This is a genomic window from Salinibacterium sp. NG22 (genome assembly GCF_015864925.1).
GTDB lineage: Bacteria > Actinomycetota > Actinomycetes > Actinomycetales > Microbacteriaceae > Rhodoglobus.
In genome coordinates this window covers 306,601-329,911 of the sequence record NZ_JADYWG010000002.1, presented here as the reverse complement: position 1 = coordinate 329,911, position 23,311 = coordinate 306,601, and the positions used below count along the sequence as shown (strand labels likewise).

Sequence of the window (23,311 nt, the reverse complement as noted above, 5' to 3'; positions counted from 1 at the left end):
GGAGCGTGATCTGCGAGGGTGGAATCGTCAGGCGTGAGTGGCAGGATGGGGACATGACTGTTCCCCAGATTGAACTCAACGACGGCAATTCCATCCCGCAGCTCGGGTTCGGAGTCTTCAAGGTTGACCCCGCAGAAACCGAGCGCATCGTCATCGACGCGCTCGAGGTTGGCTACCGCCACCTCGACACCGCCATGATTTACGGCAACGAGCAGGGCGTCGGCAACGCCATCAAAGCCTCGGGCATCCCGCGTGAAGAAATCTTCCTCACGACGAAGCTGTGGAACAGCGACCAGGGCACCGACTCTGCTCGCGATGCCATGGATCTCAGCCTCGAAAAGCTGGGCCTCGACTATGTGGATCTGTATCTCATCCACTGGCCTCGCCCCGACCTCGACCGGTACCTCGAGACTTGGCTCACGATGGAAGACATCAAGGCTGAAGGCAAGACGCGATCGATCGGTGTCAGTAACTTCCACCGCCCGCACCTCGAGAAAATTCTTGCGGGAAGCGAAACGGTGCCCGCAGTGAACCAGATCGAACTTCACCCCGCGTTTGCTCAGCGCGAGCTCCGCGCCTATGGTGCCGAGCTTGGCATCCACACGGAGGCGTGGGGCCCGCTTGGGCAAGGCAAGTACGACCTGTTCAGCGAGACGGCACTGCAGACTGCCGCCGAAGCACATGGCGTTTCACCTGCTCAAGTTGCGATCCGTTGGCACCTGCAGAGCGGCATCATCGTGTTCCCCAAGTCGAACTCGCGTGAGCGTATGGCCGAAAACTTCGACGTCTTTGGCTTCACACTTTCTGCGGACGAGATGGCATCGATTGATGCGATCGACCGCGACCAGCGTGTAGGCACGAACCCCGACGAGGCTACTTTCTAAGGACAGCTTCGCGCTTCGTATCGAGGCCGGCATCCGCACTCCTTTCGGTGAGCGGATGCCGGCCTCTGTCGTGGGGAGCGCTGGTACGCTTGACCTTCACAGAGTGTTGCTCGCGCTATGAGCGAGCGCGCAACACAACGAATTGAGCGGCGAGGACCAGAGTCATGACAAACCCCGGTCTCTATCAGAGCCCCACAGAGGGTTGGGCGTTTATCCCGTTTCTGGGTGCCGTTGCCACGTTCGGGATCGCTGTGATCGCAGTCCTCTATTGGCTTGCCGGCCCTGGCCGCAAGTTTCGGCTCCGTGCTTTCGGGCTCACCGTGCTGGCGATTGCCGCCGGAACGGCGAGTGCGTTTGGACTGATCGCTGCGGCAGACAGCTTCGATGAGCGCCACACTGCGGCATTTGCGGACTACTCGACTGCCGTGCAGGAGTGGGCAGCAGAAGAATACGGTGTCACCCTTACGGATGATGACGTCATTGATATGAGCCAGGGCCGGCCCGCCATCGTCGAGCGCAATGGTCAGGATTGGCGTGTGCTGCTTGAAGTCGTGGCAGTCAATGGCGACGTGCAGCTGCACGAAACTCGCGAGATCCCGACTCCCTAGCGCTTGGCCGAAAGAGGCAGCATGGACCGGTCTGCGGTACTAGCGCTCCTCAAGGAGCTGGCGGCATCGACTGACGGCGTGCACGCCGAAGTTGGTATCGGGGGAGTGCACCCGAACGATGAGACTTTTCTCCAGCTCACTTCGCTGGCGAACCGCGATGAGTACGCGATCGTTTCCGTGGGTACGGGCGGCTGGTTTCAGCTGGACGTCTCCGGTGGTTTCTATCACGCGCAGGCGGATGATCTTGCCTCGGACGAAACCCTGCGGGAGTACGTAGAGCAATATTTTCAGGCCGCGCTGGCTTACCTTGCCGGCGATTGGTCGACCCGTACGTCAAGGCTTTTCCGACTTCCGATTGTGGTGGTGGATGGCGCTGTGGATCTTTTCGGCCAGCCGCTCGCTCTCGGGCTCAGAATTCGTGATTCGTGGAGAATGCTGTCCCGGCGTCCGCCGCGCGCTACGTTCAGCGATGAACACTCGATGTTTGCTCCCGTGACCGATGAGGATCGAGCGAATTTCCCTATTCCGTTGCTGCCGACGGTGGGCATCTGTCGTGCCGGTGAGTATCAGGGGCTGTACCTGTTTTCGAATCTTCTTAATCTCTTTCCCGTCGCTGAGCGCATGTGGGACATCGTCATTGCCGGAGGCGGCCCCGGCGGCGACGACGAACTATTCTTTGCGGAAGGCGGCCTCGGAGTCGCAACCGTTCGCGACTTCGACATCGAGTGGGCTCCGGCGCACCTGCAGAATGTTGCCCGCCGCGAGTTGTTCCACGGGCTCAGGATTGATGTACCCATTCAGCATCCCTCGGGGTGGGAAAGCGATGGCCACCAACCTCACATTGCCTCACGCGTTGCCGCGGACGGCCCGTGGGCTCGTTTCGAGCAGCCTGCATAAGTACGCCAGTGAGGGCGGCGGTGATTCGCGCCTCCGGAGACGAACCTAGAGATTCATGAACGTAAAGAGCGATAGAGCCGCTCCGCCAACCAACCGGATTCCTGCCACTTCGCCCTCCGCGCGTAGCTCCGCAATCAGTTCACGCAATCCGGTGATGATGTCATTCCTGTCGAGAGTGGTTGCCACGACTACACGCTCTCGAACGTGTCACGCCACGCAAGCACGCCGCGTTTAGCGAACTCGGTGGGGACTTCTGCGAGGGGAGCAACAGGGTCTGCGGGATCCACGTCAAGAGTTCGGTGTTTGCTGAGGAACCGGTTGGGGAGATCAACCCACTGCGGCAGAGGAATGCCCTCGTCTGCGAGTCGCCACGCTACAAGCGCTGCTAGTGCGGCATCCCACACTGGGTCTCGAGTTGACTCGGGCTCGGCAAGCCCGAGGACTCCGCGAATCAGTCCGTGCTCGGCCACAAGGTTGTCGTTGAGCTGCAGCAGCGCTCGGAGAGCCCGGTCCTTATCGCCGGCTGCGAGCTGGTGACGGATTTCGGTGGCGGCGGTTGCGGCGTCGTCCCGGCGAGTGGGGGCCGAATACAAGCGGTGTCCTGCCCCAGCTAAGAGGCGGTCAATCGTATCGAAGCTTGCATCGCGGCCTCGTTCTGAGCGAGAAACGCTGCCCTGATCGACCGAGGAACGGGACGCAAGCTGATCTTGGGTGAGGCGTCGACTTTTTCGGGCAGCGCGGATCAATGTGGATGCATTCGCCATAGTGATCACCGCCCTTCTTGCTCCTAAATATAGCTTACACATCATATTCTGACCTAGTCGGTTCGCAGTCAGTTCGCAGTCAGTTCGCAGTCAGTTCGCAGTCATTACGTTGTTGCCGATAGAGCTGCGTGGTCGTGCCGAGCTCCAACTCGGAGCTCGGCGGGCAAGGCATTGCGCGCCCCCAAAGTGAGGGGATTGCCAGTCGAGCACCCCTGAACTGGGGCCACAAAGAGCTGGGTTGTCCTCATTAATGTGGACAGCGGAGTAAATCTCAGAACCGATAGCTTCTGAATTGGCAGCCATTCGCGTGGATTCGCCCCCACGTCCTCCCCGAGGGTCGCGGGTACCGCCATCCGAAGGTGCTGTTTTGCTTCTTTCTGTTCGTTGGTCCCTGTTCTTCGTAGTTGCCATAACCACATCGTTGGTTCTGATCGCAACGCTGATTCAGCCGGTGCAGCGCGCAGCCGCGGCTCCTGTTGATCTCGCCGAATCGGTTGAGCTGCTTCCGGCAATCGACTCACCACCGGTCGTGCCTGATGCCTCGGAATTTCCGGCAGGCCGCTTTGATGAAGCGTCAAGCCAACCCTTGAACGAAGCAACGCGCAGGGGCCTGGCTAAGTCGGCGCCCCGCTCGACGAATGTCGACCTCGATGAGTTCGATCCGGCCGATGCCGATGTCGTGTCGCGCACCGAGTTCGAGACGACATATCGACTCGAAGACGGAACCAACGTGTCCGAGCTATCGCTCGTGCCGCTGAACGTTCGCACTCCGGATGGAAACTGGGCAGAACTTTCTACCGAGATCACCGATTGGGAAGCTGGCCGGTGGGGAGCAGACGAGCATCCGCTCAAGCCGACTTTTGGTGACGAGGCTGACGACAAGGCGGTGCTTGAGGTTGCCCGTGATGGATACAAGGTGTCTTTTGCACTCGAAGGTTCCGCTGACAGTCGGATGTCGCGCCCGATCGCGAACCGTCGTTTGGCCGACCCGAGCAGCATCGAATACCACGAAGTATTCGACGACGTGGATCTTCGGTACGACGTAGAAGCCGGGTCCGTCAAAGAGACTCTCGTCTTGAACGAAGTGCCGTCGAAGGCAGACTCCTCGTGGGCGTGGATTGTGTCTGCACCCGGCCTCACTTTGGAAACGAACGAGTTCCGCGAGATCGTATTCCTCGACAAGGCTGGCGTCACCAAATTTCACATTCCTGCGCCGATCGCTTGGGACTCCTCGGGTATCGAAGAGGTGCGCGAGCCATCGCTGATCAACCTCGACACGGAGCTGAGTCAAGTCGGCGATAAATGGCGACTGCAGCTATCGGCTGATCCCCAGTGGCTGACGGCACCTGAGCGAGAATACCCCGTGATGATCGACCCGACGATGAGTGTGGGCGACTCGTACATTCACGCCTACAAGTCAGACGGGGTTATCCGTACGGATGCTGTTCAAGTCGGCAACTCGCGAAGTGCGGGCAACACCATCTGGCGTTCGGGAGCAAAGTACGTCTACACCTCCCTCGCGGGCAAGCAAGTTCTGGCAGCCACATTCGCTGGCGCATATGGCGGGTACGGCACCACCACAACTAGAACTCAACGGGTATCGCAGAACATGTGCTGGGGCTACAGCTGTTACAGCTCGACTCTGGGGTCATTCTCGCTCAGCTCCGGTTCAGCCAGTACGTCCGCCACTGCGCTGGCTCAGTTCTACTCTGACCGTGTCAATGCGAATTCACTGCAGGCATCTCTCAATATCCGGGGAGATGAGAGTTCGACCTATACCTACAAACAACTCGATACAGCACTCGCCATTTCATGGAAGAACTACCCGTCCGTTACTGGATTCGTTGCACCGTCACCGGCCAACGGGGCGGTTGGTGCACCTGTCATGCCTCGACTCAAGGCCACCGGTAGTGATCCGGGCGGACAAGGCCTGGCTTACCAATACAAAATCGGCACGACGAGCAACGTTGAGGCTAGCGCTGTCTACACGTCGCCGTGGTCGACAACAGCAGAGCATCAGGTGCCGTCGCAGGACCAGTTGGATGGCGGAATTAAGTACTACTGGAAGGCCTACGTCAAAGACGGCTACAACGGTCATCTCGGTACATCAACCATCCGGTCGTCTTCGACACAATCGTTCACGACTAGTGCGCCGCCGCCCACCCCTGACCGCGCATCAGCTTCACCGGTCGATGACGCCGTGTTGGTTTCGTTGACGCCGACGCTCAGCAGCGACGCCGTCAACGATCCTGAAGGCGCGACGGTGGAGTACCAGTTCCGTATCGCGACGGGCACTGATGGCAAGACGGGCGCCATCATTTCTTCGGGTTGGTTGCCGACGCCATCGTGGGAAGTTCCAGCGGGAACCCTGCAAGACGGCGGTACCTACACCTGGGTGGTGCAAACCAACGACGGTGTTGACGACAGTATCGACCCGTCATGGGTCAATTCATTCAAGGTCGACCAGCGCATCGGTTCTGCGGGTCCAGCTCCGACCGATGCTGCTGGCCCTGTCTCGGTCAACCTCGCCAACGGAAATGTGAGCTTGGGCTTCACCTCGCCGATGGTGTCGACTGTCGGCGGGCCGATGGGCATGTCGTTCGCCTATAACTCGCTGCGGTCACCCGCCTCCAAGAAGGGGCTTATCGGTAGCTACTACAACGCGAAAGCATCGCTGACATCCACCCCGGATTTCGATTTTGATGACAAGCAGCCGGTGCTGGTGCGCACAGACCCAGCAGTGTCGTTCGAGTGGACCGATGAGTCACGTGCGCCGGCAGTGCCAGAAGAAAACTTCTTGGTTCGATGGACAGGTTTCATCACTCCGCCCACGGGTGGCACTGGCGAGTATGTGTTCGAGGTCGTGGGCGATGACGGCGTGAAGTTGCGCGTCGCGGATACTGAACTGCTTAGCGCCTGGACGACCGGCGCGAAAGATCTCCCCGCCACCCCCATTTCGTTGACCGCGGGCGTTCCTGCGCGCTTCCAGTTCGACTACTACCAGGCCACAGGTGCAGCGAACGTCAAGCTCCTGGTGAAATTCGACGGTGCGGCAGAGGCGATGGAGGTTCCACCCGACTGGTTCACCACTGAGATCCCCGTTCTGCCTTTCGGGTGGAACGGTTCCGCGCCGGTGAATGGCAACTCTGGTGTCTACGCTTCGGCGACGGTCACCGAGTCATCGGTGACTCTCACCGACATTTCGGGTTCTGTGCATATCTATGCCAAGAAGTCTGCGGGCGGCTACACGACTCCTAAGGGCGAATACGGTGTGCTCTCGGTTGATGGCAAGGGGCTCGTCACACTCACTGAAGACGACGGCACGGTCTATTCGTTCACAGCGCAAGGCAAAGTGGGGTCGGTAACGAGCCCTGCTGATTCACAGAAGCCCGCGACGCCGATTGTGCACTACCGGGAGGGCACTGGTCAGATTGACCGGATTTCTGACCCGCTTTCTGAGGTGCTACCGGCGACGTCTCCACCGACGTACTCTCGCGAGGTCCGTTTCGCCTATTCTGGCGATGTTGTTGGCGATGTCGGGCTAGGACTGACTGACTCGGCCGACCTGTCAGGCAATGCCTGTCCGTTCGATGCGGCTCTTGGCTATGCTGAGCCACCGGCAAACATGCTGTGCCGCATTGTTTACCCTGGGCATGTCGAGGGCGCAGATGACACGACCCGTCTGTTCTACAACAGCAACGGGCAACTGACCGCGATTCTTGATCCCGGTAACGAGCTGTCGAGCTTCGGATATGACGCCGAGGGTCGCATGTCGTCCATCCGCGATTCGCTGGCTAACGATTGGCTTGCAGCGACGTCAAATGCTCCGGCAGCCGAATCGACGGTTGAGATCGCCTATGACGCAGCAGGTAAGGCGACGTCTGTAACGTTGCCGGCACCGGATGGCACCGCGGCTGCGGATCGCCCTAAGAAGACGTTTACCTATGACGGAAGCAGCACCTATGTAGATGTTGACGGGCTCACGGTGCCTTCGGGCGCCCACGCCAAGACGGTCACGTTCGACTCGGCGTGGCGACAGCTGACGGCAACATCGGCGATGGGGCTCACCGCATCACAGGTGTGGAACGACGACGACATGATTCTGTCGGCGACGGATGCCACGGGACTGATGACGACTACGATCTACGGCGGCGAAGACCGGGCGACCGACAGCTACGGCCCAGCGCCAGCGAGCTGCTTCGGCACGGATCGGCTGCCTTTGCCGTCCTGTGCGATTGTGCCTGCCCATACCGAGACCGCGTTCGACGACTCACTTGACGGCTTGCACATCGCATTCTACTCGAACCCGATCTTGTCGGGCTCCCCGAAGGCATTCAACTTTGGGCTGGAGGGCACGGGTGGCGCGCTGGCCAAGGACTGGGGCGCAGCAGCGCCGGCAGGGCTGGGGGTCACCGATAACTGGTCGCTTCGAGCGACTGGTTTGATCACGTTCCCGGATGCTGGTGTCTACAACTTCCGCACGGTCGCCGACGACGCGACGCAGTTGTGGATCGACGACATTTTGGTGATCGGCGATTGGGCGGGGGAGAACGCTCACACCTCTGCTGAGCGCGATATTCCCGCAGTAACGGCAGGTCAAACGACGAGCATCCGACTGGCCTACGCGGATCGCACAGGCGAGGCAGAGTTGGATCTGCAGTGGAAGGTGCCCGGGTCGGCGACCTGGGCAACGGTTCCTGGCTCTGCGTTCTCACCCGATTATGGGCTGGCGAACCGCACCACCGTGCATGATTCAGCACCGGTATCGAGTGGGCTGTCTGATGCGCAGGTGCCCGATATCGTGACGTCGCTGCAGTATGAGCACCCGTGGTTGGGTGCGGCGACGAGCACAACGATTGACCCCGACGGGTTGGCGCTGACGACGGCGGAAAGTTACGAAGCTCCGGGCGGCAGCGGATATCTACGTCGTCTGACCCGTCACCTTCCGGGTGCTGTTGAGGCGGCAGGCGCTTCCGATCCGGCTGCGTCTGCGGGCAACTCCTCGGTTTACTACGGCGACACTGAGACACTGGCTGAGGCCGGTTTCACTGCGGATGTCTGTGGAGTTCCGTTGAGCACACCGCAGCACGGCTTCATGAAGACGTCGACCGGTGCAACGCCCGCAGTGGGCAGTGCCGTAGTGTCGGAATTCGTTTATGACCTGTGGGGTCGCACGGTTGGAACCAAGCGTTCCGGCGACACGAGTTGGAGCTGCAACTACTTCGATGATCGCGGCAGGGCAACCTCGAGTGTGCTGTCCGCATTCGGCTCGTCTCCTGCCCGCACGGCCACGACAACCTACGGGTTCGTCGGAGATGAAATGGTTGTGACGACAGCAGATTCGGCTGGCGACATAATCTCGACTAGTGACCTTCTTGGCCGCACGGTGACCTACACGGATGTGTGGGGCACGGTGACGACGCCTGAATATGAGGTCAAGACGGGTCGCGTCAAGTCGGTCACGACGACCGGTGGTGGTGGGACGGGCGAGCAGTCCTTCACATACGACGCAGATGGCAAGGTGACTGTGGTCAAACACAACGGCGTTGTCATTGCGACGCCATCGTACGTAACAGCAACGCAGCTTCTGGAGTCGGTGGCGTATGCCAATGGCAGCAGCCTGGGCAGCATCACTCGTAATGAGGCTGGTGCGAGTACTGGTATCAGTTGGAGTTTTCCGGATTCCACGGTGGTGTCGGATTCGGTGGTGCGGTCGCAGTCGGGCCGGATCATTCAGAACACTCTGTCGGATTCGTGGGTGGCTGATCCGCGCACGGAAACCTCGACTTACACGTTCGATGCTGCTGGTCGTTTGACTGAGGCGGTCATCCCGAGGCATGTGCTGTCGTATGGTTTCGGCGACACCACGTGTGGTGCGGGTGCGAGTGATCTTGCGGGTCGTAACGGTAACCGCACCTCGTTCTCTGATGTGAAGGATGCCGGCACCCCGATCACCACTGACTACTGTTATGACGGCTCTGATCGGTTGTTGTCGACGGCGGTGGCGGGTGCTCCGGCTGGGGCAAACACTCTGCTCTCAACAAACCTGGGCGCTGCAACGCTGACGTATGACGCGCATGGCAACACGATCAGGTTGGCTGATCAGCAACTGTTCTATGACGGTGCTGATCGGCATATGAAGACCGTGTTGGATGACGGCACCGAGATCGAATATCTACGGGATGCGACGGGGCGGATTGTTCAGCGCAGCTCCCAAGCGCCGGGCGAGGATGCGGAGGTTATCCGTTACACGTTTACTGCCGGTGGCATGTTTGGTGTTCTAGATGGTGCCGGTGCGTTGATTGAGGAGACGCTGTCGCTACCGGGCGGGGTGAGTGTGTCTCTGCCGGTGGGTGCGGATGCGAAGTGGTCGTATCCGAACCTGCACGGTGACTCGATCATCCTCACCGACCATCTTGGTGCTCGGATCGGTGCGCGGGCGGCGTTTGATCCGTTCGGGCAACCCATCGACCCGGTCACCGGCGACATTGGCACGGAGGTTGCGGATGATGCGGTCACTGATACCTCGCCGGGGGATGCTGACTATGCGTTTGTGGGGCAGCATCGGAAGTTGTATGAGCATCAGGGGTCGATCGCGACGATCGAGATGGGTGCCAGGCAGTATGTTGCGGGACTCGGCAGGTTCCTGGAGGTTGATCCTGTTGAGGGTGGGGTGACGAATGCGTATGACTATCCGGCAGACCCGATTAACCAGCTTGACCTGAGCGGCGAGATGACGGCGGATAGGGCGGAGCGTTACGGAACTAAAGCTCGAGTAATGTTCCAAGCCAATCGACCTCTTCCTCCGTGTACGACTTCGCGATCTTCGGTTTGTGGTCACTTCATTGCCGCACCCCGCCCTGTTCCAGTGTCAGCGGCTCAAAACGATAAGAACTGGGCGAATTTCGGAAGTGGCCTATCAGTTGTGGCTGTCGCCACGGGGGCGATCGCGCTCGTGCTTGCGGCAACAGGGGTTGGCCTTCCTTTTGCAGCTGCGCTTGGCGTAGTGTCTACGGTTGCAAATATAGGGTCGGTCGTAATCGATTGTGTTCGCGGAGAAACCGGAAAGTGTATTTCTGGCGGGTTAACCGCAGGGATGGGGGGCATGCTCGGTTTTGCTGCTCGTTGGGCGGGGGTAGGGGCGCGTGAGGTCATGATTACAACCGGTATATTTGAGGTGCCAACTGGAGCGGTTACATTCCTCCAGTATCTGGGGTCCTAGGGAGCAGATGTGTCGACAAGTGAAAGAGTTTCTCTGCTGCCTGGCCCCTCAGCGCTCCGCATCCACAGGCAGCAGAACGCTATCGCGGGAGCGGCGCTACTTGTGATGGTGGTGTCCGGCATCGTTGGGCTTGTTGGCACTCAAGGAAACGCTGTCTTGTTATATATCGCGGTGCCTTTTTTCGGTATAAGCGTCGTTGTTGTGAAATGGACGTCACTCTATGGGAGTCTGCGAGTGGACCGAAGGGCAGCGATGGAGGCCGAAGCGGGTTACAACACGATCAGTCACTTGAGATACGAGTTGCCGTTGGTCGACGATCGAACAGGTCTCGTGCTGCGAACGGCTTCGAAAACGTATCGTGGTGACCGTCCGTGACGCCGCGTCGCAAAAGCTGACACAGTTTCCGGGGCTGAGAAGCCCGATCTCGAGGCAGCGGGCGGCCTTGTAAGGCACAAGCGAAGTCTAGTCCTTAGGAATCCAACGCTGCATCCCGGTGCGGTCGCAGTCGGGCCGGATCATTCAGAACACTCTGTCGGATTCGTGGGTGGCTGATCCGCGCACGGAAACCTCGACTTACACGTTCGATGCTGCTGGTCGTTTGACTGAGGCGGTCATCCCGAGGCATGTGCTCTCGTATGGCTTTGGCGACACCGCGTGTGGTGTGGGGGCGAGTGATCTTGCTGGTAGTAACGGTAACCGCACGTCATTCTCGGATGTGAAGGATGCCGGCACTCCGATCACAACGGATTACTGTTACGACGGGTCTGACCGGTTGTTGTCGACGGCGGTGGCGGGTGCTCCGGCTGGGGCAAACACTCTGCTGTCAACAAACCTGGGCGCTGCAGCGCTGCAGCGCTGACGTATGACGCGCATGGCAACACGATCAGGTTGGCTGATCAGCAACTGTTCTATGACGGTGCTGATCGGCACATCAAGACGGTGTTGGATGACGGCACCGAGATTGAATATGTGCGGGATGCGACGGGGCGGATTGTTCAGCGCACTTCGATCGCTCCGGGTGAGGATGCGGAGGTTATTCGTTACACGTTCACTGCGGGTGGCCTGTTTGGTGTGTTGGATGGTGCCGGTGGTCTGATTGAGGAGACGCTGTCGTTGCCGGGCGGGGTGAGTGTGTCACTCCCAGTGGGCGCGGATGCGAAGTGGTCGTACCCGAATCTGCATGGTGATTCGATCATCCTCACCGACCACCTCGGTATCCGAATTGGTGCACGCGCGGCGTTTGATCCGTTCGGGCAACCCATCGACCCGGTCACCGGCGACATCGGCACAACAACAGCGGATGACGCGGTCACGGACACTTCGCCGGGTGAAGTAGATTACGCGTTCGTCGGGCAGCACCGAAAGCTGTATGAGCATCAAGGTTCGATCGCGACGATCGAGATGGGTGCCAGGCAGTATGTTGCCGGCCTTGGCAGGTTCCTGGAGGTTGACCCTGTTGAGGGTGGGGTGACGAATGCTTATGACTATCCGGCAGACCCGATCAACGAACTCGATCTGAGTGGGAGGTGTTCCTGGGACCCAGAATGTGGGACGGTAAGTTGGGAGCCTCCAGCGCAATCGCAGGCAGATATTGAATTACAGGCAGCGGTAGATCGCCTAACGTATGCATCGTTCAACGATTCGAGTAAACCGCTGTGGCTTCGAGATGCCGCGCGGTGGCAATACGAACATCAAGACGCGATGAAGGCGTCGGTTGCGCTGATTGCTGCTGGAGCGGTGGGTCTGCCTACGCGGGCACCCGCTATACAGTTCGGGGGGAACCCGAACGCGACATATCACACATTCCGACACACGGACAAGGTTGGCCTTAGCCGGGTAGCAGTATCGAAAGTCGTACGTGCGGACCTGAGGCCGATTGCTCGAGGCCTTACTGGTCAACGCTCGGGTGGAGTCACTGTGTCTGGGGTAGCCCTGACTTATAGTGCCTTTAGGGTATCAAGCCAAGTCATAAATGTCGGACGCATCACTGTAAACAGAAGGGCGGTTTGACCGTTGGAACCAACCTATCGTCCCCCCACCTCTGGTGAATTGCGACTGATTAGAGCCTTATTGGAGAGAGCGCCCAAAATTTTGGCTTTGAACGCCACGTTTCCAGACATTTCCGTCTTGGAAATGGACGACGGTGGCATGGGCAGTTTGACAATACGTGGCCGCGCAGTAGAAGAGCGGGTTGAGAGGCAAGTAGCGGAGGTGACCTTCTTTGACTCTGATGGAATGTGGGTTTCCGCCACGCTGAACGTCGATCAATTCGATGACTTGTTTGAACTTGACGTTTTCAAGGGTGACTTTTCTCCGCTGATCGAGATCCCCCAAGCGTTCAATTGAACCGGCGCTCTCGCCGCAGCTCGTTAGACGCTCGCTCGTCGAGCAAATCAGATGGTTTGTGGTGTCCCACCATTGATGCTTAGCGACGAAAGTAGAGCTCAGAGACCGGCCAAGCGTCTAGTCCCAACCTCCACCTCAACCCCTGGCGGCGTCTCCACGAGCAACCCCGTCCCCGCGAACGCAGCCTCGAGGTCGGCGCGGGTTTCGGTGAAGTGTTCCCACCCCTCGGTGTGGAGGCCGACCACATGGGTGGCGCCCAAGATGCGGGCGGCTTCTGCGGCATCCGCTGATGTCAAAGTGAGAGGGCCGTTGACGGCGGCGATGCGGGCAGCACCCGCGAAGAGCACGGCGATGCTGATGTCGGGGAAGCGGTCGGCGATTTGCTGCACCAGCGGCAGGGAGGCGTTGTCGCCGCTGACGTAGATGGTGGGTTCGCCCTCGGCCTGCAGCACGAAACCGGTGACCGGGCCGACGCGGGCTTCTGCGCCGGGAGGGCCATGCAGGGCCGGCACTGCGGTGACGGTCACGGCGCCGACTTCGCGGGATTCCCAGGAGTCGAGGCCGAGAACGCCGCCGCCGAAGAGGTCAGAGCCCGCCTTCATGGTGCTGATCGTCAGCACACCCGTAGCGAGGAGTTCGAGTCCCTCGTAGTCGAGGTTGTCTTGGTGTTCGTGATGTGAGAGCAACACCAGATCGACAGCGCCAACATCCGCTCGGCTCAGCGCCGGACCCGCCGTCTTGGTGAGCGGCACACCGCCCTCGTCGGGGTAGAGCTGCGGGGCATCGAATGTGGGATCAGTCACGATGCGCAATCCCGCATATTCGAGCAACGCGGTGGGGCCGCCAATGTAGGTCACGGTCAACTTCGACATACTCTGAGACTATGCCCAATCGTCTGGAAACTGCTGCGAGCCCGTACCTGAGATCACACGCCACCAATCCGGTGGACTGGTGGGAGTGGTCTGCCGAAGCTTTTGCCGAAGCCGAGCGCCGAGATGTGCCCGTGCTCGTCTCCATCGGCTACTCCACGTGCCACTGGTGTCACGTGATGGCGCGCGAATCCTTCAGCGACCCCGTGTTGGCCGCCTACCTCAACGAGAACTTCGTGGCGATCAAAGTCGACCGCGAAGAGCACGCCGAAGTGGACTCCACCTATTTGGCGGCGGCATCCGCCTTCACTCCCAACCTGGGCTGGCCGCTCAACGTGTTCGTCACCCCTGCGGGGCGAGCATTCTTTGCCGGCACCTACTGGCCGCCGACCGCGGTGGGGCAGCATCCCGCATTCCGGCAAGTACTTGAATCGGTGACGGATGCGTGGACTGCGCGGCGTGAGCAAGTGGAGACGAGTGGTGCTGCGATTGCCCAAGCGCTCGCCCAGAGCCGCGGTGTGGAGAGCGAACTCGTCACCGACTTTGCCGACGTTATTGACGCGCTCGCGGCCGCCGAAGATCTTGACCATGGCGGATTCGGCGACGCCCCCAAATTTCCGGTCACGCCGGTGCTGCGGTTCCTTCTCGATCGCGGTGCCCGCTCCGCCGAACACTCGCCCGAGGCAGCCGGCCTCGCCGACCGCACGCTGACGGCGATGGCGGCATCCGCCCTGCGCGACCCGGTCGATGGCGGCTTCTTCCGCTATTCCACCCAGGCCGACTGGACCGACCCGCACTACGAACGCATGCTCTACGACAACGCCCAACTGCTCGCCGCCTACGCGCTCGCCGATTCGGCTGAGATCGCCACGGGCGTCGCCGAGTTCTTGCGCGACCGATTGTTGCTGCCCTCTGGAGCATTCGCATCGGGCCTCGACTCCGAGAGCACTGTCGACGGCAAACGCGTCGAAGGTTTCTACTATTCGCTGGATGCCGCGAGCCGCGCCCGCGTCGAAGCCCCGCCCCGCGACGACAAGATCCTCACCGGCTGGAACGGTCTCGTCATCGAAGCTCTCGCCCTCGCCGGCGCTCGTCACGGCAACACCGAGTGGATCGCGCTGGCTCGCGGTGCCGCTGACTTCTTGCTGGCTGAGCATGTGGGCGGTGTTGGCGGTGCGGGGCAGCGCCTCGTGCGCACCTCCATCGATGGCATCCTTTCCGACGCCGCCGCAACCCTTGAAGACAGCGGAATGCTCGCCCAAGGTCTGCTCGAGCTCTCGATCGCTACCGGCGAGGTTCGGTACGCGCTCGCGGCCCGTGACCTCGTCGACGGAGCGCTCGCAGCCGGAGCCGCGGGCTCGGGAAGCTCGCCCTTCGGCCTCCCCGGCGGCAGCGATTCCGTGCTCGCCGCGCAGGGTCTCTCGACCGAAGCCGACATCAGCGACGGAGCCCACCCCAGCGGCCTCAGCGCCATGGCCGCCGCCGCTCACACCCTTTTCGCTCTCACCGGCGACGCCCAATATCGGGATGCCGCCGAGGCTTCTATGAAGCTGGTCGGCCAACTCGCAGCCCAGCAACCGATCTCGTTCGGAACCGCCCTCACCCTCATGTCGGAGCTCGGTGCACCCTTGCGCCAACTCGTCGTCGTGACGGCGGAGGAGACAGGCGCGGCGGACTCCGGTGATCCTGCCAGCGAGGCTGGCGGCACCTCCGACGGAAGCGCCGCAACGAGCGGCGAGCTCACGAGTCTGGCGCGCAGGCTGCACCGCGCTGGGGGCATTGGTGTCGCGGTCTCGCAGGCTCAGGCGGACGCGTTTGCGGCATCCGGTTTCGAGCTGTTTGCCGCGCGCACCGCTACCGGCGGCGCACCGACGGCGTATCTGTGCGAAGAGTTTGTGTGTCGCCTGCCACTCACGGATGCACCTGCGCTGCGAGCATTGCTGGGAGCGAGCTAACGGTCGACAACGTCACGCGGGCGAGCTACAGAATCCCGAGCGCCTGCCGCACGTGCACGTACTGCGTGAGGAAGGCGCGTTCATCGAGGCGTTTGCGGCGCATCCACGACGTCACTTCGCTGTTGCTTTTGCTGGCGTTGCAGGAGCCGCAGGCGGGCACGACGTTGCCCACGGTGTAGCTGCCGCCGCGGGAGATCGGTTGAACGCAATCTTTTTGAAGCGCAGCATCGGCAGCGGTGCAATACGCGCAGCCGCCCCACTCGCGCTTGAGCGATTCCCACTGCTCGGCGGTGAGATCGTTGTCGGCAGCGTCGACACGACGTTTGCGGCGTCGTGCAGCGCGCGCCCGTCGAGTGTGCGCTACAGCCATAGAGCTAAGTTAGTGCACCGCTGGCCACCGCCTAGGCTGACGTCGCCGTGGCATGCGACCGCCGCGAGCCCCCACCCGGATTCTCTAGAGTTCCCGGAGTCATCAGTAGCAGTGCAACGCCACCAACCACGGCGGAGGCGACGAGCAGCACGATGAGGGGCGCCGTCCAGTTGCCCGAGATGGCGTGAACGACACCGACCGACAGCGGTCCGAGGGCTCCGAGCACGTAGCCGACTCCCTGCACGAAACCGCTGAGCGCGATTGAGCCTTCATAGGTGAGGGTGCGTAGGTTGACCAGCAGCAGGCTCAGCGGAAAGATCAGCGTGCCGATTCCGAGGATGGAAACCCACAGCCAGGTCATGACCGACGGTGCCAGGATGAGCCCGAGATACCCGACAACGAAGGCGGCAACGCCCGGGTAGACGAGGAGCAGTGGCTCGCGCATCCGGTTCGCAATAAAGGGCACGAGGATCGCGGCAGGGATGCCGATGGTCGCGAACAGCGAGAGAAGTTGCCCGGCTTCGGTTTCGGTGGCGCCCGCGGTCGATACCAGCATGGGGGGCAGCCACGCGAACATCGCGTAGCCGTTGAAGCTGGAGATGGCGAAGATGAGCGAAACGCCCCACGCGATCCGCGATTTCCAGAGGCCACCGATGCGGGGCGTCGGGATTGTGGAGGCGGCATTGGCGGTGTCTCGACTGCGGCGCCCGACAACGAGTGCGATCCACGGGATGATCGCCAGCATGCCAATGAGTGCCCACGAGCCGAGCGACTCACGCCAGCCCGTCGCCTGCGCGAGAGGCACCGCCAGCAACGGTGGCACGAGCGCGCCAACGGAGATAAGCGTCACATACAGCGACGTGACGAGCCCGATGCGTCGCGGAAAGTACTTCTTGACCAGCGGAGGCAAAAGAACGTTCGCGACGCCCATGCCGAGGAACGCGAAGATGCCACCCAGGAGGAGGCCCGCGAAGGAGAAGCTCGTCGCACGCACGAGCTGACCGCCCACAATCGCCACGAGAGCGCCAAGCAGAATCCACTCCGCGTGCAGGCGACGACTGACCAGATGCATCGTGAGGCCGGCGACAGCGAAACATGCCGGCGCGAGCATACCGAGGATGCCGAGAGCAACACTGTCGAGCGAAATGTCCCGCTGCACTGCGACAATAATCGGCGACAACGATGCGACCGCCGGGCGAAGGTTCAGGGCGACGAGCAGGATGCCGGCCAGGGCGAGGGGGCCGCCCCAGCGTCGATTCACAGTGGCCAAGCCGGGGCGGCGGTGGACGGGCGGGTCTGCTCGTACCAGTGGCTGGCGCGCATGACTTCGAGGTCGTCATAGCGGCGCCCGGCGATCTGTAGTCCGATCGGGCGACCGTCGGCGGTGAAGCCGCAGTTGAGCGTCGATGCTGGCTGTTCCGAGAAGTTGTAGGGCGCCGTGTAGGCAATGTGGTGCAGCGAGGTTGCGGCATCATTGCTGGGCATCGGCCACTCGGCAGGGAACGCCGCGACGGGCGATGCTGCCGACAGCACCAGATCGTAGGGCGCGGTGGAACGCACCGTGCTGTCACGCATCGACTGAATCGTTTGGTAATGACGCAGTGATTCAACGCCCGTGACTCCCCGACCGGCGAGAACCCAGTCTTGGATGAACGGCAGCACCATCGCTTGACGCTCCGGGCTCAACGCCTCGAAGTCTCCGAGCGAACGCACCCGCAAGAACATGTCGAGGTCATCGAGATACTCCTCGGTCATGGGCGGAGCTATCTCGGTGATCTCGGCACCGGCGGCAGCAAAGTGGCTGACGGCATCCTGAATCGCAGCGGCGACCTCAGGGTCGGTCGGCAAGCCAGCGCCACCCTCCAAGTGGAAGGCGACCTTCTTGCCGCGCATCGCAGCCTCAAGGTCGGGATAGTGGATGTCGCTCCAGTCGAGATCTTGCTGGCCGAGGCTCGTGTAGTCACGAATATCGGGTCGCGTCATCACGCTCATCATGAGGGCAGCGTCATCGACCGTGCGGGTGAGGGGGCCAGCGACGCGACCCATGTAGGGCGGATCGACGGCGACGCGTCCCGAGCTGGGCTTGAGCGTGACAAGCCCGAGCCACGTTGCCGGAAGGCGCAGTGATCCGCCGATGTCAGAACCGGAATGCAGCGGGCCAACGCCCGCCGCCGCTGCAGCACCGGCTCCACCACTGGAACCACCAACAGTCCACGCGGGGTTCCAGGGGCTGCGGGTGATGCCGTGCAGCGACGAGACACCCGAGGAAAGCATCCCGTAATCAGGCATCACAGTGATGCCGAAAATGACGCCACCCGATTCTTTGAGGCGGGCCGCGAGAGGGCCGTCGGCGGTGGCCGGAGGCGCGTCGAACTTCGCTGCCGTGCCCGAGGGCTGGCTGAAGCCGGCCAGCGCTACGTTCTCTTTGATCGTGGCCGGAACGCCGTCGATGGCGCCCAGCGGTTCGCCAGCAGCCCAGCGCTTCTCGCTCGCCTCAGCCGCAGCGGTAGCCCCCGCGGCATCGATGGCATAAAAACAGTTCAGCTCAGCCTGCTTGGCTTCCGCTCGCTCGAGCACAGCGCGGGTGACCTCGACGGGGGAGATCGCTCGGCTCGCGAAGAGAGAAACAAGTTCAGTAGCGGTCAGCGTTGCCAGCGATGCGGTGCTGCCGGTGGGGGTGGCGGTCATGCGAGGACACTCCAGTCGAGGTCAGTGGGGAGAGGGAAACGTTCCAGAGTCACTACCGGGGTCGTCACGGTGCGAGCGCAATCAATGGCATCCAGGATGGCGAGACGCATGGCTTCGGCCGCTGCGGTTTGCAGAGCGAAGAGCGACGCTACGCGGCCGCTGCGGTCATCGCCGGCCAGTTCCTTTTTGGACGTAGCGAGCACAAAAATGGTGTCGCCATCGGTAAGCGTGTGCACGGGGTTCAACACCCGAGCGAACCCATCGTGGGCGGTCGTCGCCGTGCGCGACGCTTCCGCCGGATCGAGAATCGCATTCGTCGCGACTACAGCGATGGTCGTGTTGAGTCCCTGCGGCGGCGATGCCGAACGCACCGGCTCGAGTCCAGCCGCCGCGGCTGCAGCTTTACCGCCTGCGGTAGTAGACGCAGCCGTCTGAGGAAGCCACGGCATCCCGACCGCATTAACGACCACGATTGCCCCGACGACGATGTCTCCGTTGTCTCCGGGGAGAGTGACCGAGGCTGTGCCGACGCCGCCCTTGTAGAGTCCGCCGAGCGCGCCACCGGTGCCAGCACCGACGTTGCCGCGCTCAACAGGGCTGAAGGGTGGGCTGGCGGCAGCGGCTGCTGCGGCGTCGTAGCCCATCTGCTCGGTAGGGCGATTGCCAAATTCTCCACCGCGCCCGAGATCAAAAATTGCGGCAGCGGGAACAATCGGCACCACCTCGTGGGGGAGAGTTCCGACGAGAATTCCGCGCTCATCCTCGGCACACCAGCGCTGAGCGCCCTGGGCCGTAGCGAGCCCAAAAGCACTCCCGCCCGTGAGTACAACTGCATCGACCGTGGGCACCAGCGTGCGTGGATCGAGGGCATCGGTTTCGTGGGTGCCGGGGCCACCGCCGCGCACATCAACGCCGCCGATGGTGTCGGCGTCAGGCAACACCACGGTCACGCCGCTGAGCCAACCATCGCCCTGCTTGTTGACCTGACCAACACGGATGCCGTCGACATCAGTAATGGAACCAACGTCGCGGCGGCCGGCGCCGGCTGCGCCGCTCACGAGCGGGCCCGTCCGGCGAGCTCGGAGATCGACGGAGTCGCACTCACGAGCTTCTGGGTGTACGGGTGAAGGGGATTGTCGTAGACGTCATCGGTCGGGCCGCATTCGACGATGCGACCATCCGACAGCACCGCAACGGTGTCGCACGCGTGCCGGATAACCCCGAGGTCGTGGGAGACGAACAACAGCGTGAGCGCGTACTCGTCGACTAGGTCTGAGAGCAGGTTGAGCACCTGTGCGCGCACCGAAACATCCAGAGCGCTCACGGCCTCATCGGCCACCAACACGCGAGGACGCGTGATGAGGGCCCGCGCGATCGAAATGCGCTGGCGCTGACCGCCGGAGAACTGGTGCGGATGACGGTGCATGACATCCGCCTCCAAACCGACAGATTCCAGCTGGGCAATCACTCGCTCGCGGGACTCATCGCGGCTGACCCCGCGCAGTGGCTCAGCCACGATCTGCTCGACCTTCATGCGCGGATCGAGCGACCCCATGGGATCTTGGAACACGATCTGCACTTGGCTGCGGAAGTCGCGCAACTCGCGCTCCTTTGCGCCCGCAAGCTCTTGCCCGGAGACCGTGATGCTGCCGCCGGTGGGCTCATCGAGGGCACACATCAAGCGCATCAGCGTCGACTTTCCCGACCCTGATTCGCCGACGATGCCGAAGCGCTGGCCCTTGGCCACATCGAAATCAAGCCCGCGCAGACCGTGCACGACGGGCGGCTTGCCGAAGAGCTTGCCACCACCGCGGCGCTTGTACTGGCGCGTGAGGTCGCGCACCCGAATCAGCGGTTCGCCCTCGATTTCGTTGAAGATGATCCGCTCATCCGGGTCGGTGCGGCGCTGGTGAGGGATCACGAAATCGAGCGTGCTTGCCGACGCCGGAGTGGCGATGGTCGGCTCCACCGGGGCGGTCGGAGCAGCAGGCTCCTCCAGCGCAGCGGCGAGCTCGGCAGCGGTGGGAAGCGTGATCGCACTGGTCGCAATCGTGTGCAGACGACCCCGCTCATCCACGACAGAAAGGTTCGACGCGGCGATGAGTGCTTTCGTATACGGATGCTGCGGGTTGGTGATGACCTGCTCGACCGTTCCGTCTTCCACAATGTCGCCCTTGTACATGACGAGTACGCGCTCGCAGACTTCGGCGACCACTCCGATGTCGTGGGTGATGAAGAGGAGCGAGGTGCCGCGTTCGGTGACGAGCCCCTCGATCAGGCGCAGCACTTCTGCCTGCACCGTGACATCCAGAGCGGTGGTCGGTTCGTCGCACAGCAGCAGCTGGGGGTCGTTGGCCATGGCCATGGCGAGCATGACGCGCTGGCGTTGACCACCCGAGAGCTGGTGGGGGAACGCGAGCGCGGCTTCGGCGGGGTTCGGTAGCTTCACTTGCGCCAGCAGCTCAACGGCGCGGGCGGCGGCCGATTGGCCGGCCGGAACCGTGCCGTGCTGCGTCATGATTTCGGCGACTTGCGCGCCAGCTTTCATGAGCGGGTTCAGCGCGGTCATGGGCTCTTGGAACACCATGGCCATGGTGTTGCCGCGCAACTGGCTCAACGTGGATTCGGAGGCGTGCACGAGATCTCCGTGGCCACCGGCAAGGTGAATCTCGCCATTGGCGGCGAGTGTCTCGGGCAGTAATCCCATAACGGATGTTGCGGTCAGCGACTTGCCAGAACCGGATTCTCCGATGAGTCCGACGCGCTCACCGGGGGCGATGTCGAAGCTGATGCCGTGCAGTAGCTCGGCGAAAGCGGAGTTGACGGTGAGGTTGCGAACGCTGAGCGTCGGTTCGATGGGGGAGTCTGTCGTGGTCATCGTTTTACCTGCATTCTGGGGTCGAGCCGGTCGCGTAATCCGTCACCGAGGAGGTTGAAGCCGAGCACCGCAATCGCGATCGCGATTCCGGGCCAGACGACCAAGAGCGGTTGAACGTAGAGGTAGCCCTGGGCGTCTTGCAGCATGCGGCCCCAGGACGGTGTCGGCGGGGTGGTGCCGAGGCCGAGGTAGGAGAGGGCTGCTTCGGCGAGCACGGCGATGCCGAAGGAGACGGATGCTTGCACGATAAGAATTCCGGAGATGTTGGGCAGCACGTGCTTTACGCCCACAAACCAGCCGTTTTTTCCGGAGGCTTTGGACGCCTGCACATACTCACGGCTCATCACCTGTTGAGTGCCACTGCGGGCGATTGAGGCGAAGGATGGCGCTGAACCGATGCCGAGCGCGACCATCGCGGTGGTGGTGTTTGCTCCGAAGACGGCACCAAAGATGATGGCGAGCAGCAGGGCGGGGAAGGCGAGCAGGATGTCGTTGCCGCGCATCATGAACTGGTCGAGTCGTCCTGGGTTCATGCCAGCGACGATTCCGAAAGGAACTCCGAGTACAGCCGCAATGCCGACGGCGACGATTCCGACGATCAGTGAAATTTGGGCGCCACGAAGGATCGAGCTGAGCACGTCACGCCCGAAGTTGTCGGTGCCGAGGAGGTGCTCGGCACCGGGTGGAAGCAGAAGTTCTCCGGGAAAGACACCTTCGGGGTCGAACGGAGTCCAGAACGCGGAGAGCACGGCGGCGAAGACGATGAGCCCGATCAGGATGATGCCGACGACGAGGTTGCCGTTGCGGCGTTTGCCCGAAGGAATGGCGTTTTTGCGCAGGCGCGGGGCTGCGGGAGCGGGAGTGGTTGTCGTCATGATGCGCTCCGGAGTCGGGGGTCAACGATGGTGTATGCGATGTCGATGAGAAGGTTGAGCAGCAGTACGAGGGCCACGAGAACCATCACAATTCCTTGGATGCTTGGCAGGTCGCGCAGGGCCACCTTGTCGAGCAGGAGGCTGCCGAGGCCGGGGATTGCGAAGACGCGTTCGATGACGACGGCGCCAATCAGCAGCGATGCAATTTGAAGGCCGAGCACGGTCATCACAGGAATGGCGGCGTTACGAAGGCCGTGTCGCATGAGCGCACGGTTGGGGGTGAGGCCCTTGGCGCGGGCGGTGCGAAGGAAGTCCTCGCGCATCACCTCGAGTACCGATGAGCGAACGTAGCGGCTGAGCACTGCGCCCTGCACCGAGCCGAGCGCGATGGCCGGAAGGATGAGGTGCTCGAGAAAGCCAATGAAGTCTTCTCCCGGGTCGTCCCAGCCTCCAGCCGGCAGCCATTTGAGCTTCACGGCGAAGAGCGCCACAAGAAGGATTCCGAAGAGAAAGCCGGGGATCGAGATTCCGATCTGGCTGATGCCGGAGATGATCACGCCGTCGGCTTTGTTCTGGCGAACGGCCGAGAGGATGCCCATGGGGATGGCGAAGAGCAGCGCGAGGATCACGCTCGAGATCACGAGCACTCCGGTGATGGCAAGAGCGTCGCCGATCTGGGGCCCAATTTCTTGACCCGACACCGTTGAGGTGCCGAAGTCGCCGATGAGGAGGTGTCCGAACCAGTCGAAGAACTGAGCGTAGAGGGGGCGGTCGAGGCCCATGAGTTGCTCTTGGGCGGCGACTTGAGCTTCGGTGGCGTCGATGCCGAGGGCGACGCGCGCCGCGTTGCCGGGGAGGATCGACAGCATCAGGAAGGTGATGATGGATGCCGCCACCAGAGTCGCAGCAAAGATGCCGATTCGGCGGGCGATGGTCAACAACATGATTGGGCCTT

General features: G+C 61.9%; 18 protein-coding genes. 8 read left to right on the top strand and 10 right to left on the bottom strand.

The annotated features are described in order from the left end of the window. The first annotated feature begins 53 nt into the window (after positions 1 to 53). The 3 genes from I6E81_RS11165 (at position 54) to I6E81_RS11155 (ending at position 2,389) form a co-directional block, all read left to right on the top strand. Positions 54 to 884 carry an aldo/keto reductase gene (locus I6E81_RS11165; RefSeq protein WP_197107653.1) on the top strand — a complete coding sequence of 277 codons (831 nt, stop codon included), beginning with the start codon at positions 54 to 56 and terminating at the stop codon, positions 882 to 884. A gap of 164 nt (positions 885 to 1,048) precedes the next feature. Beyond that, entirely contained in the window at positions 1,049 to 1,492 is a 444-nt protein-coding gene (locus I6E81_RS11160; RefSeq protein ID WP_197107644.1) for a hypothetical protein, read from the top strand. Between the two features lie 21 nt (positions 1,493 to 1,513). Continuing rightward, on the top strand, positions 1,514 to 2,389 hold the full coding sequence (locus tag I6E81_RS11155) for a hypothetical protein (RefSeq protein WP_197107642.1): 876 nt from the start codon (positions 1,514 to 1,516) through the stop codon (positions 2,387 to 2,389). Between the two features lie 45 nt (positions 2,390 to 2,434). Here I6E81_RS11155 and I6E81_RS11150 read toward each other — a convergent pair whose 3' ends face one another. After that, positions 2,435 to 2,575, bottom strand: a complete 141-nt coding sequence (locus I6E81_RS11150) for a hypothetical protein (protein WP_197107640.1) — start codon at positions 2,573 to 2,575, stop codon at positions 2,435 to 2,437. A 2-nt stretch (positions 2,576 to 2,577) separates the two neighbouring features. Further along, entirely contained in the window at positions 2,578 to 3,153 is a 576-nt protein-coding gene (locus tag I6E81_RS11145; protein WP_197107638.1) for a helix-turn-helix transcriptional regulator, read from the bottom strand. Positions 3,154 to 3,520: 367 nt separating this feature from the next. Between I6E81_RS11145 and I6E81_RS11140 the strand changes: the two genes are divergently transcribed. From I6E81_RS11140 to I6E81_RS11125, 4 genes are all read left to right on the top strand, one after another. Further along, entirely contained in the window at positions 3,521 to 10,375 is a 6,855-nt protein-coding gene (locus tag I6E81_RS11140) for a PA14 domain-containing protein (protein ID WP_197107636.1), read from the top strand. Positions 10,376 to 10,919: 544 nt separating this feature from the next. Further along, a complete protein-coding gene (locus I6E81_RS11135; protein ID WP_197107634.1) occupies positions 10,920 to 11,234 on the top strand; it encodes a hypothetical protein in 315 nt (104 codons plus the stop codon). 29 nt (positions 11,235 to 11,263) lie between these two features. Then, positions 11,264 to 12,385: an RHS repeat-associated core domain-containing protein gene (locus I6E81_RS11130; protein ID WP_197107632.1), complete on the top strand. Its 1,122-nt coding sequence runs from the start codon at positions 11,264 to 11,266 to the stop codon at positions 12,383 to 12,385. An 87-nt stretch (positions 12,386 to 12,472) separates the two neighbouring features. Next, complete coding sequence (locus I6E81_RS11125) at positions 12,473 to 12,721, top strand: hypothetical protein (RefSeq protein ID WP_197107624.1); 249 nt, start codon at positions 12,473 to 12,475, stop codon at positions 12,719 to 12,721. 98 nt (positions 12,722 to 12,819) lie between these two features. On the opposite strand, the gene I6E81_RS11120 is transcribed toward I6E81_RS11125, so the two are convergent. Continuing rightward, positions 12,820 to 13,593 carry an MBL fold metallo-hydrolase gene (locus I6E81_RS11120; RefSeq protein WP_197107622.1) on the bottom strand — a complete coding sequence of 258 codons (774 nt, stop codon included), beginning with the start codon at positions 13,591 to 13,593 and terminating at the stop codon, positions 12,820 to 12,822. A gap of 11 nt (positions 13,594 to 13,604) precedes the next feature. On the opposite strand from I6E81_RS11120, the gene I6E81_RS11115 reads away from it, so the two are divergent. Further along, positions 13,605 to 15,545: a thioredoxin domain-containing protein gene (locus tag I6E81_RS11115; protein WP_197107620.1), complete on the top strand. Its 1,941-nt coding sequence runs from the start codon at positions 13,605 to 13,607 to the stop codon at positions 15,543 to 15,545. Positions 15,546 to 15,570: 25 nt separating this feature from the next. Here I6E81_RS11115 and I6E81_RS11110 read toward each other — a convergent pair whose 3' ends face one another. Genes I6E81_RS11110 through I6E81_RS11080 form a run of 7 tightly spaced genes read right to left on the bottom strand, consistent with a single transcriptional unit; the run spans position 15,571 to position 23,300 of the window. Beyond that, positions 15,571 to 15,915 carry an HNH endonuclease gene (locus I6E81_RS11110; RefSeq protein ID WP_197107610.1) on the bottom strand — a complete coding sequence of 115 codons (345 nt, stop codon included), beginning with the start codon at positions 15,913 to 15,915 and terminating at the stop codon, positions 15,571 to 15,573. 31 nt (positions 15,916 to 15,946) lie between these two features. Continuing rightward, positions 15,947 to 17,176: a CynX/NimT family MFS transporter gene (locus tag I6E81_RS11105; RefSeq protein ID WP_197107600.1), complete on the bottom strand. Its 1,230-nt coding sequence runs from the start codon at positions 17,174 to 17,176 to the stop codon at positions 15,947 to 15,949. Next, a complete protein-coding gene (locus tag I6E81_RS11100; RefSeq protein WP_197107599.1) occupies positions 17,173 to 18,603 on the bottom strand; it encodes an amidase in 1,431 nt (476 codons plus the stop codon). Before I6E81_RS11100 ends, I6E81_RS11105 begins: the two co-directional genes overlap by 4 nt. Continuing rightward, positions 18,600 to 19,661 carry a P1 family peptidase gene (locus tag I6E81_RS11095; RefSeq protein WP_197107597.1) on the bottom strand — a complete coding sequence of 354 codons (1,062 nt, stop codon included), beginning with the start codon at positions 19,659 to 19,661 and terminating at the stop codon, positions 18,600 to 18,602. The genes I6E81_RS11100 and I6E81_RS11095 overlap by 4 nt, the downstream gene beginning before the upstream one ends. Continuing rightward, entirely contained in the window at positions 19,658 to 21,481 is a 1,824-nt protein-coding gene (locus I6E81_RS11090; protein ID WP_197107595.1) for an ABC transporter ATP-binding protein, read from the bottom strand. The genes I6E81_RS11095 and I6E81_RS11090 overlap by 4 nt, the downstream gene beginning before the upstream one ends. After that, positions 21,478 to 22,356, bottom strand: a complete 879-nt coding sequence (locus I6E81_RS11085) for an ABC transporter permease (RefSeq protein ID WP_197107593.1) — start codon at positions 22,354 to 22,356, stop codon at positions 21,478 to 21,480. The genes I6E81_RS11090 and I6E81_RS11085 overlap by 4 nt, the downstream gene beginning before the upstream one ends. After that, positions 22,353 to 23,300, bottom strand: coding sequence for an ABC transporter permease (locus I6E81_RS11080; protein ID WP_197107591.1), 948 nt, complete (start codon positions 23,298 to 23,300; stop codon positions 22,353 to 22,355). Before I6E81_RS11080 ends, I6E81_RS11085 begins: the two co-directional genes overlap by 4 nt. Positions 23,301 to 23,311 lie beyond the last annotated feature (11 nt).

What these genes read in the sequence shown, in the direction of transcription:
- I6E81_RS11165 (WP_197107653.1), top strand. Translation starts at nt 54, where the DNA reads ATGACTGTTCCCCAGATTGAACTCAACGACGGCAATTCCATCCCGCAG.
- I6E81_RS11085 (WP_197107593.1), bottom strand. Translation starts at nt 22,356, where the DNA reads ATGACGACAACCACTCCCGCTCCCGCAGCCCCGCGCCTGCGCAAAAAC.
- I6E81_RS11145 (WP_197107638.1), bottom strand. Translation starts at nt 3,153, where the DNA reads ATGGCGAATGCATCCACATTGATCCGCGCTGCCCGAAAAAGTCGACGC.
- I6E81_RS11090 (WP_197107595.1), bottom strand. Translation starts at nt 21,481, where the DNA reads ATGACCACGACAGACTCCCCCATCGAACCGACGCTCAGCGTTCGCAAC.
- I6E81_RS11080 (WP_197107591.1), bottom strand. Translation starts at nt 23,300, where the DNA reads ATGTTGTTGACCATCGCCCGCCGAATCGGCATCTTTGCTGCGACTCTG.
- I6E81_RS11120 (WP_197107622.1), bottom strand. Translation starts at nt 13,593, where the DNA reads ATGTCGAAGTTGACCGTGACCTACATTGGCGGCCCCACCGCGTTGCTC.
- I6E81_RS11100 (WP_197107599.1), bottom strand. Translation starts at nt 18,603, where the DNA reads ATGACCGCCACCCCCACCGGCAGCACCGCATCGCTGGCAACGCTGACC.
- I6E81_RS11115 (WP_197107620.1), top strand. Translation starts at nt 13,605, where the DNA reads ATGCCCAATCGTCTGGAAACTGCTGCGAGCCCGTACCTGAGATCACAC.
- I6E81_RS11160 (WP_197107644.1), top strand. Translation starts at nt 1,049, where the DNA reads ATGACAAACCCCGGTCTCTATCAGAGCCCCACAGAGGGTTGGGCGTTT.
- I6E81_RS11110 (WP_197107610.1), bottom strand. Translation starts at nt 15,915, where the DNA reads ATGGCTGTAGCGCACACTCGACGGGCGCGCGCTGCACGACGCCGCAAA.
- I6E81_RS11155 (WP_197107642.1), top strand. Translation starts at nt 1,514, where the DNA reads ATGGACCGGTCTGCGGTACTAGCGCTCCTCAAGGAGCTGGCGGCATCG.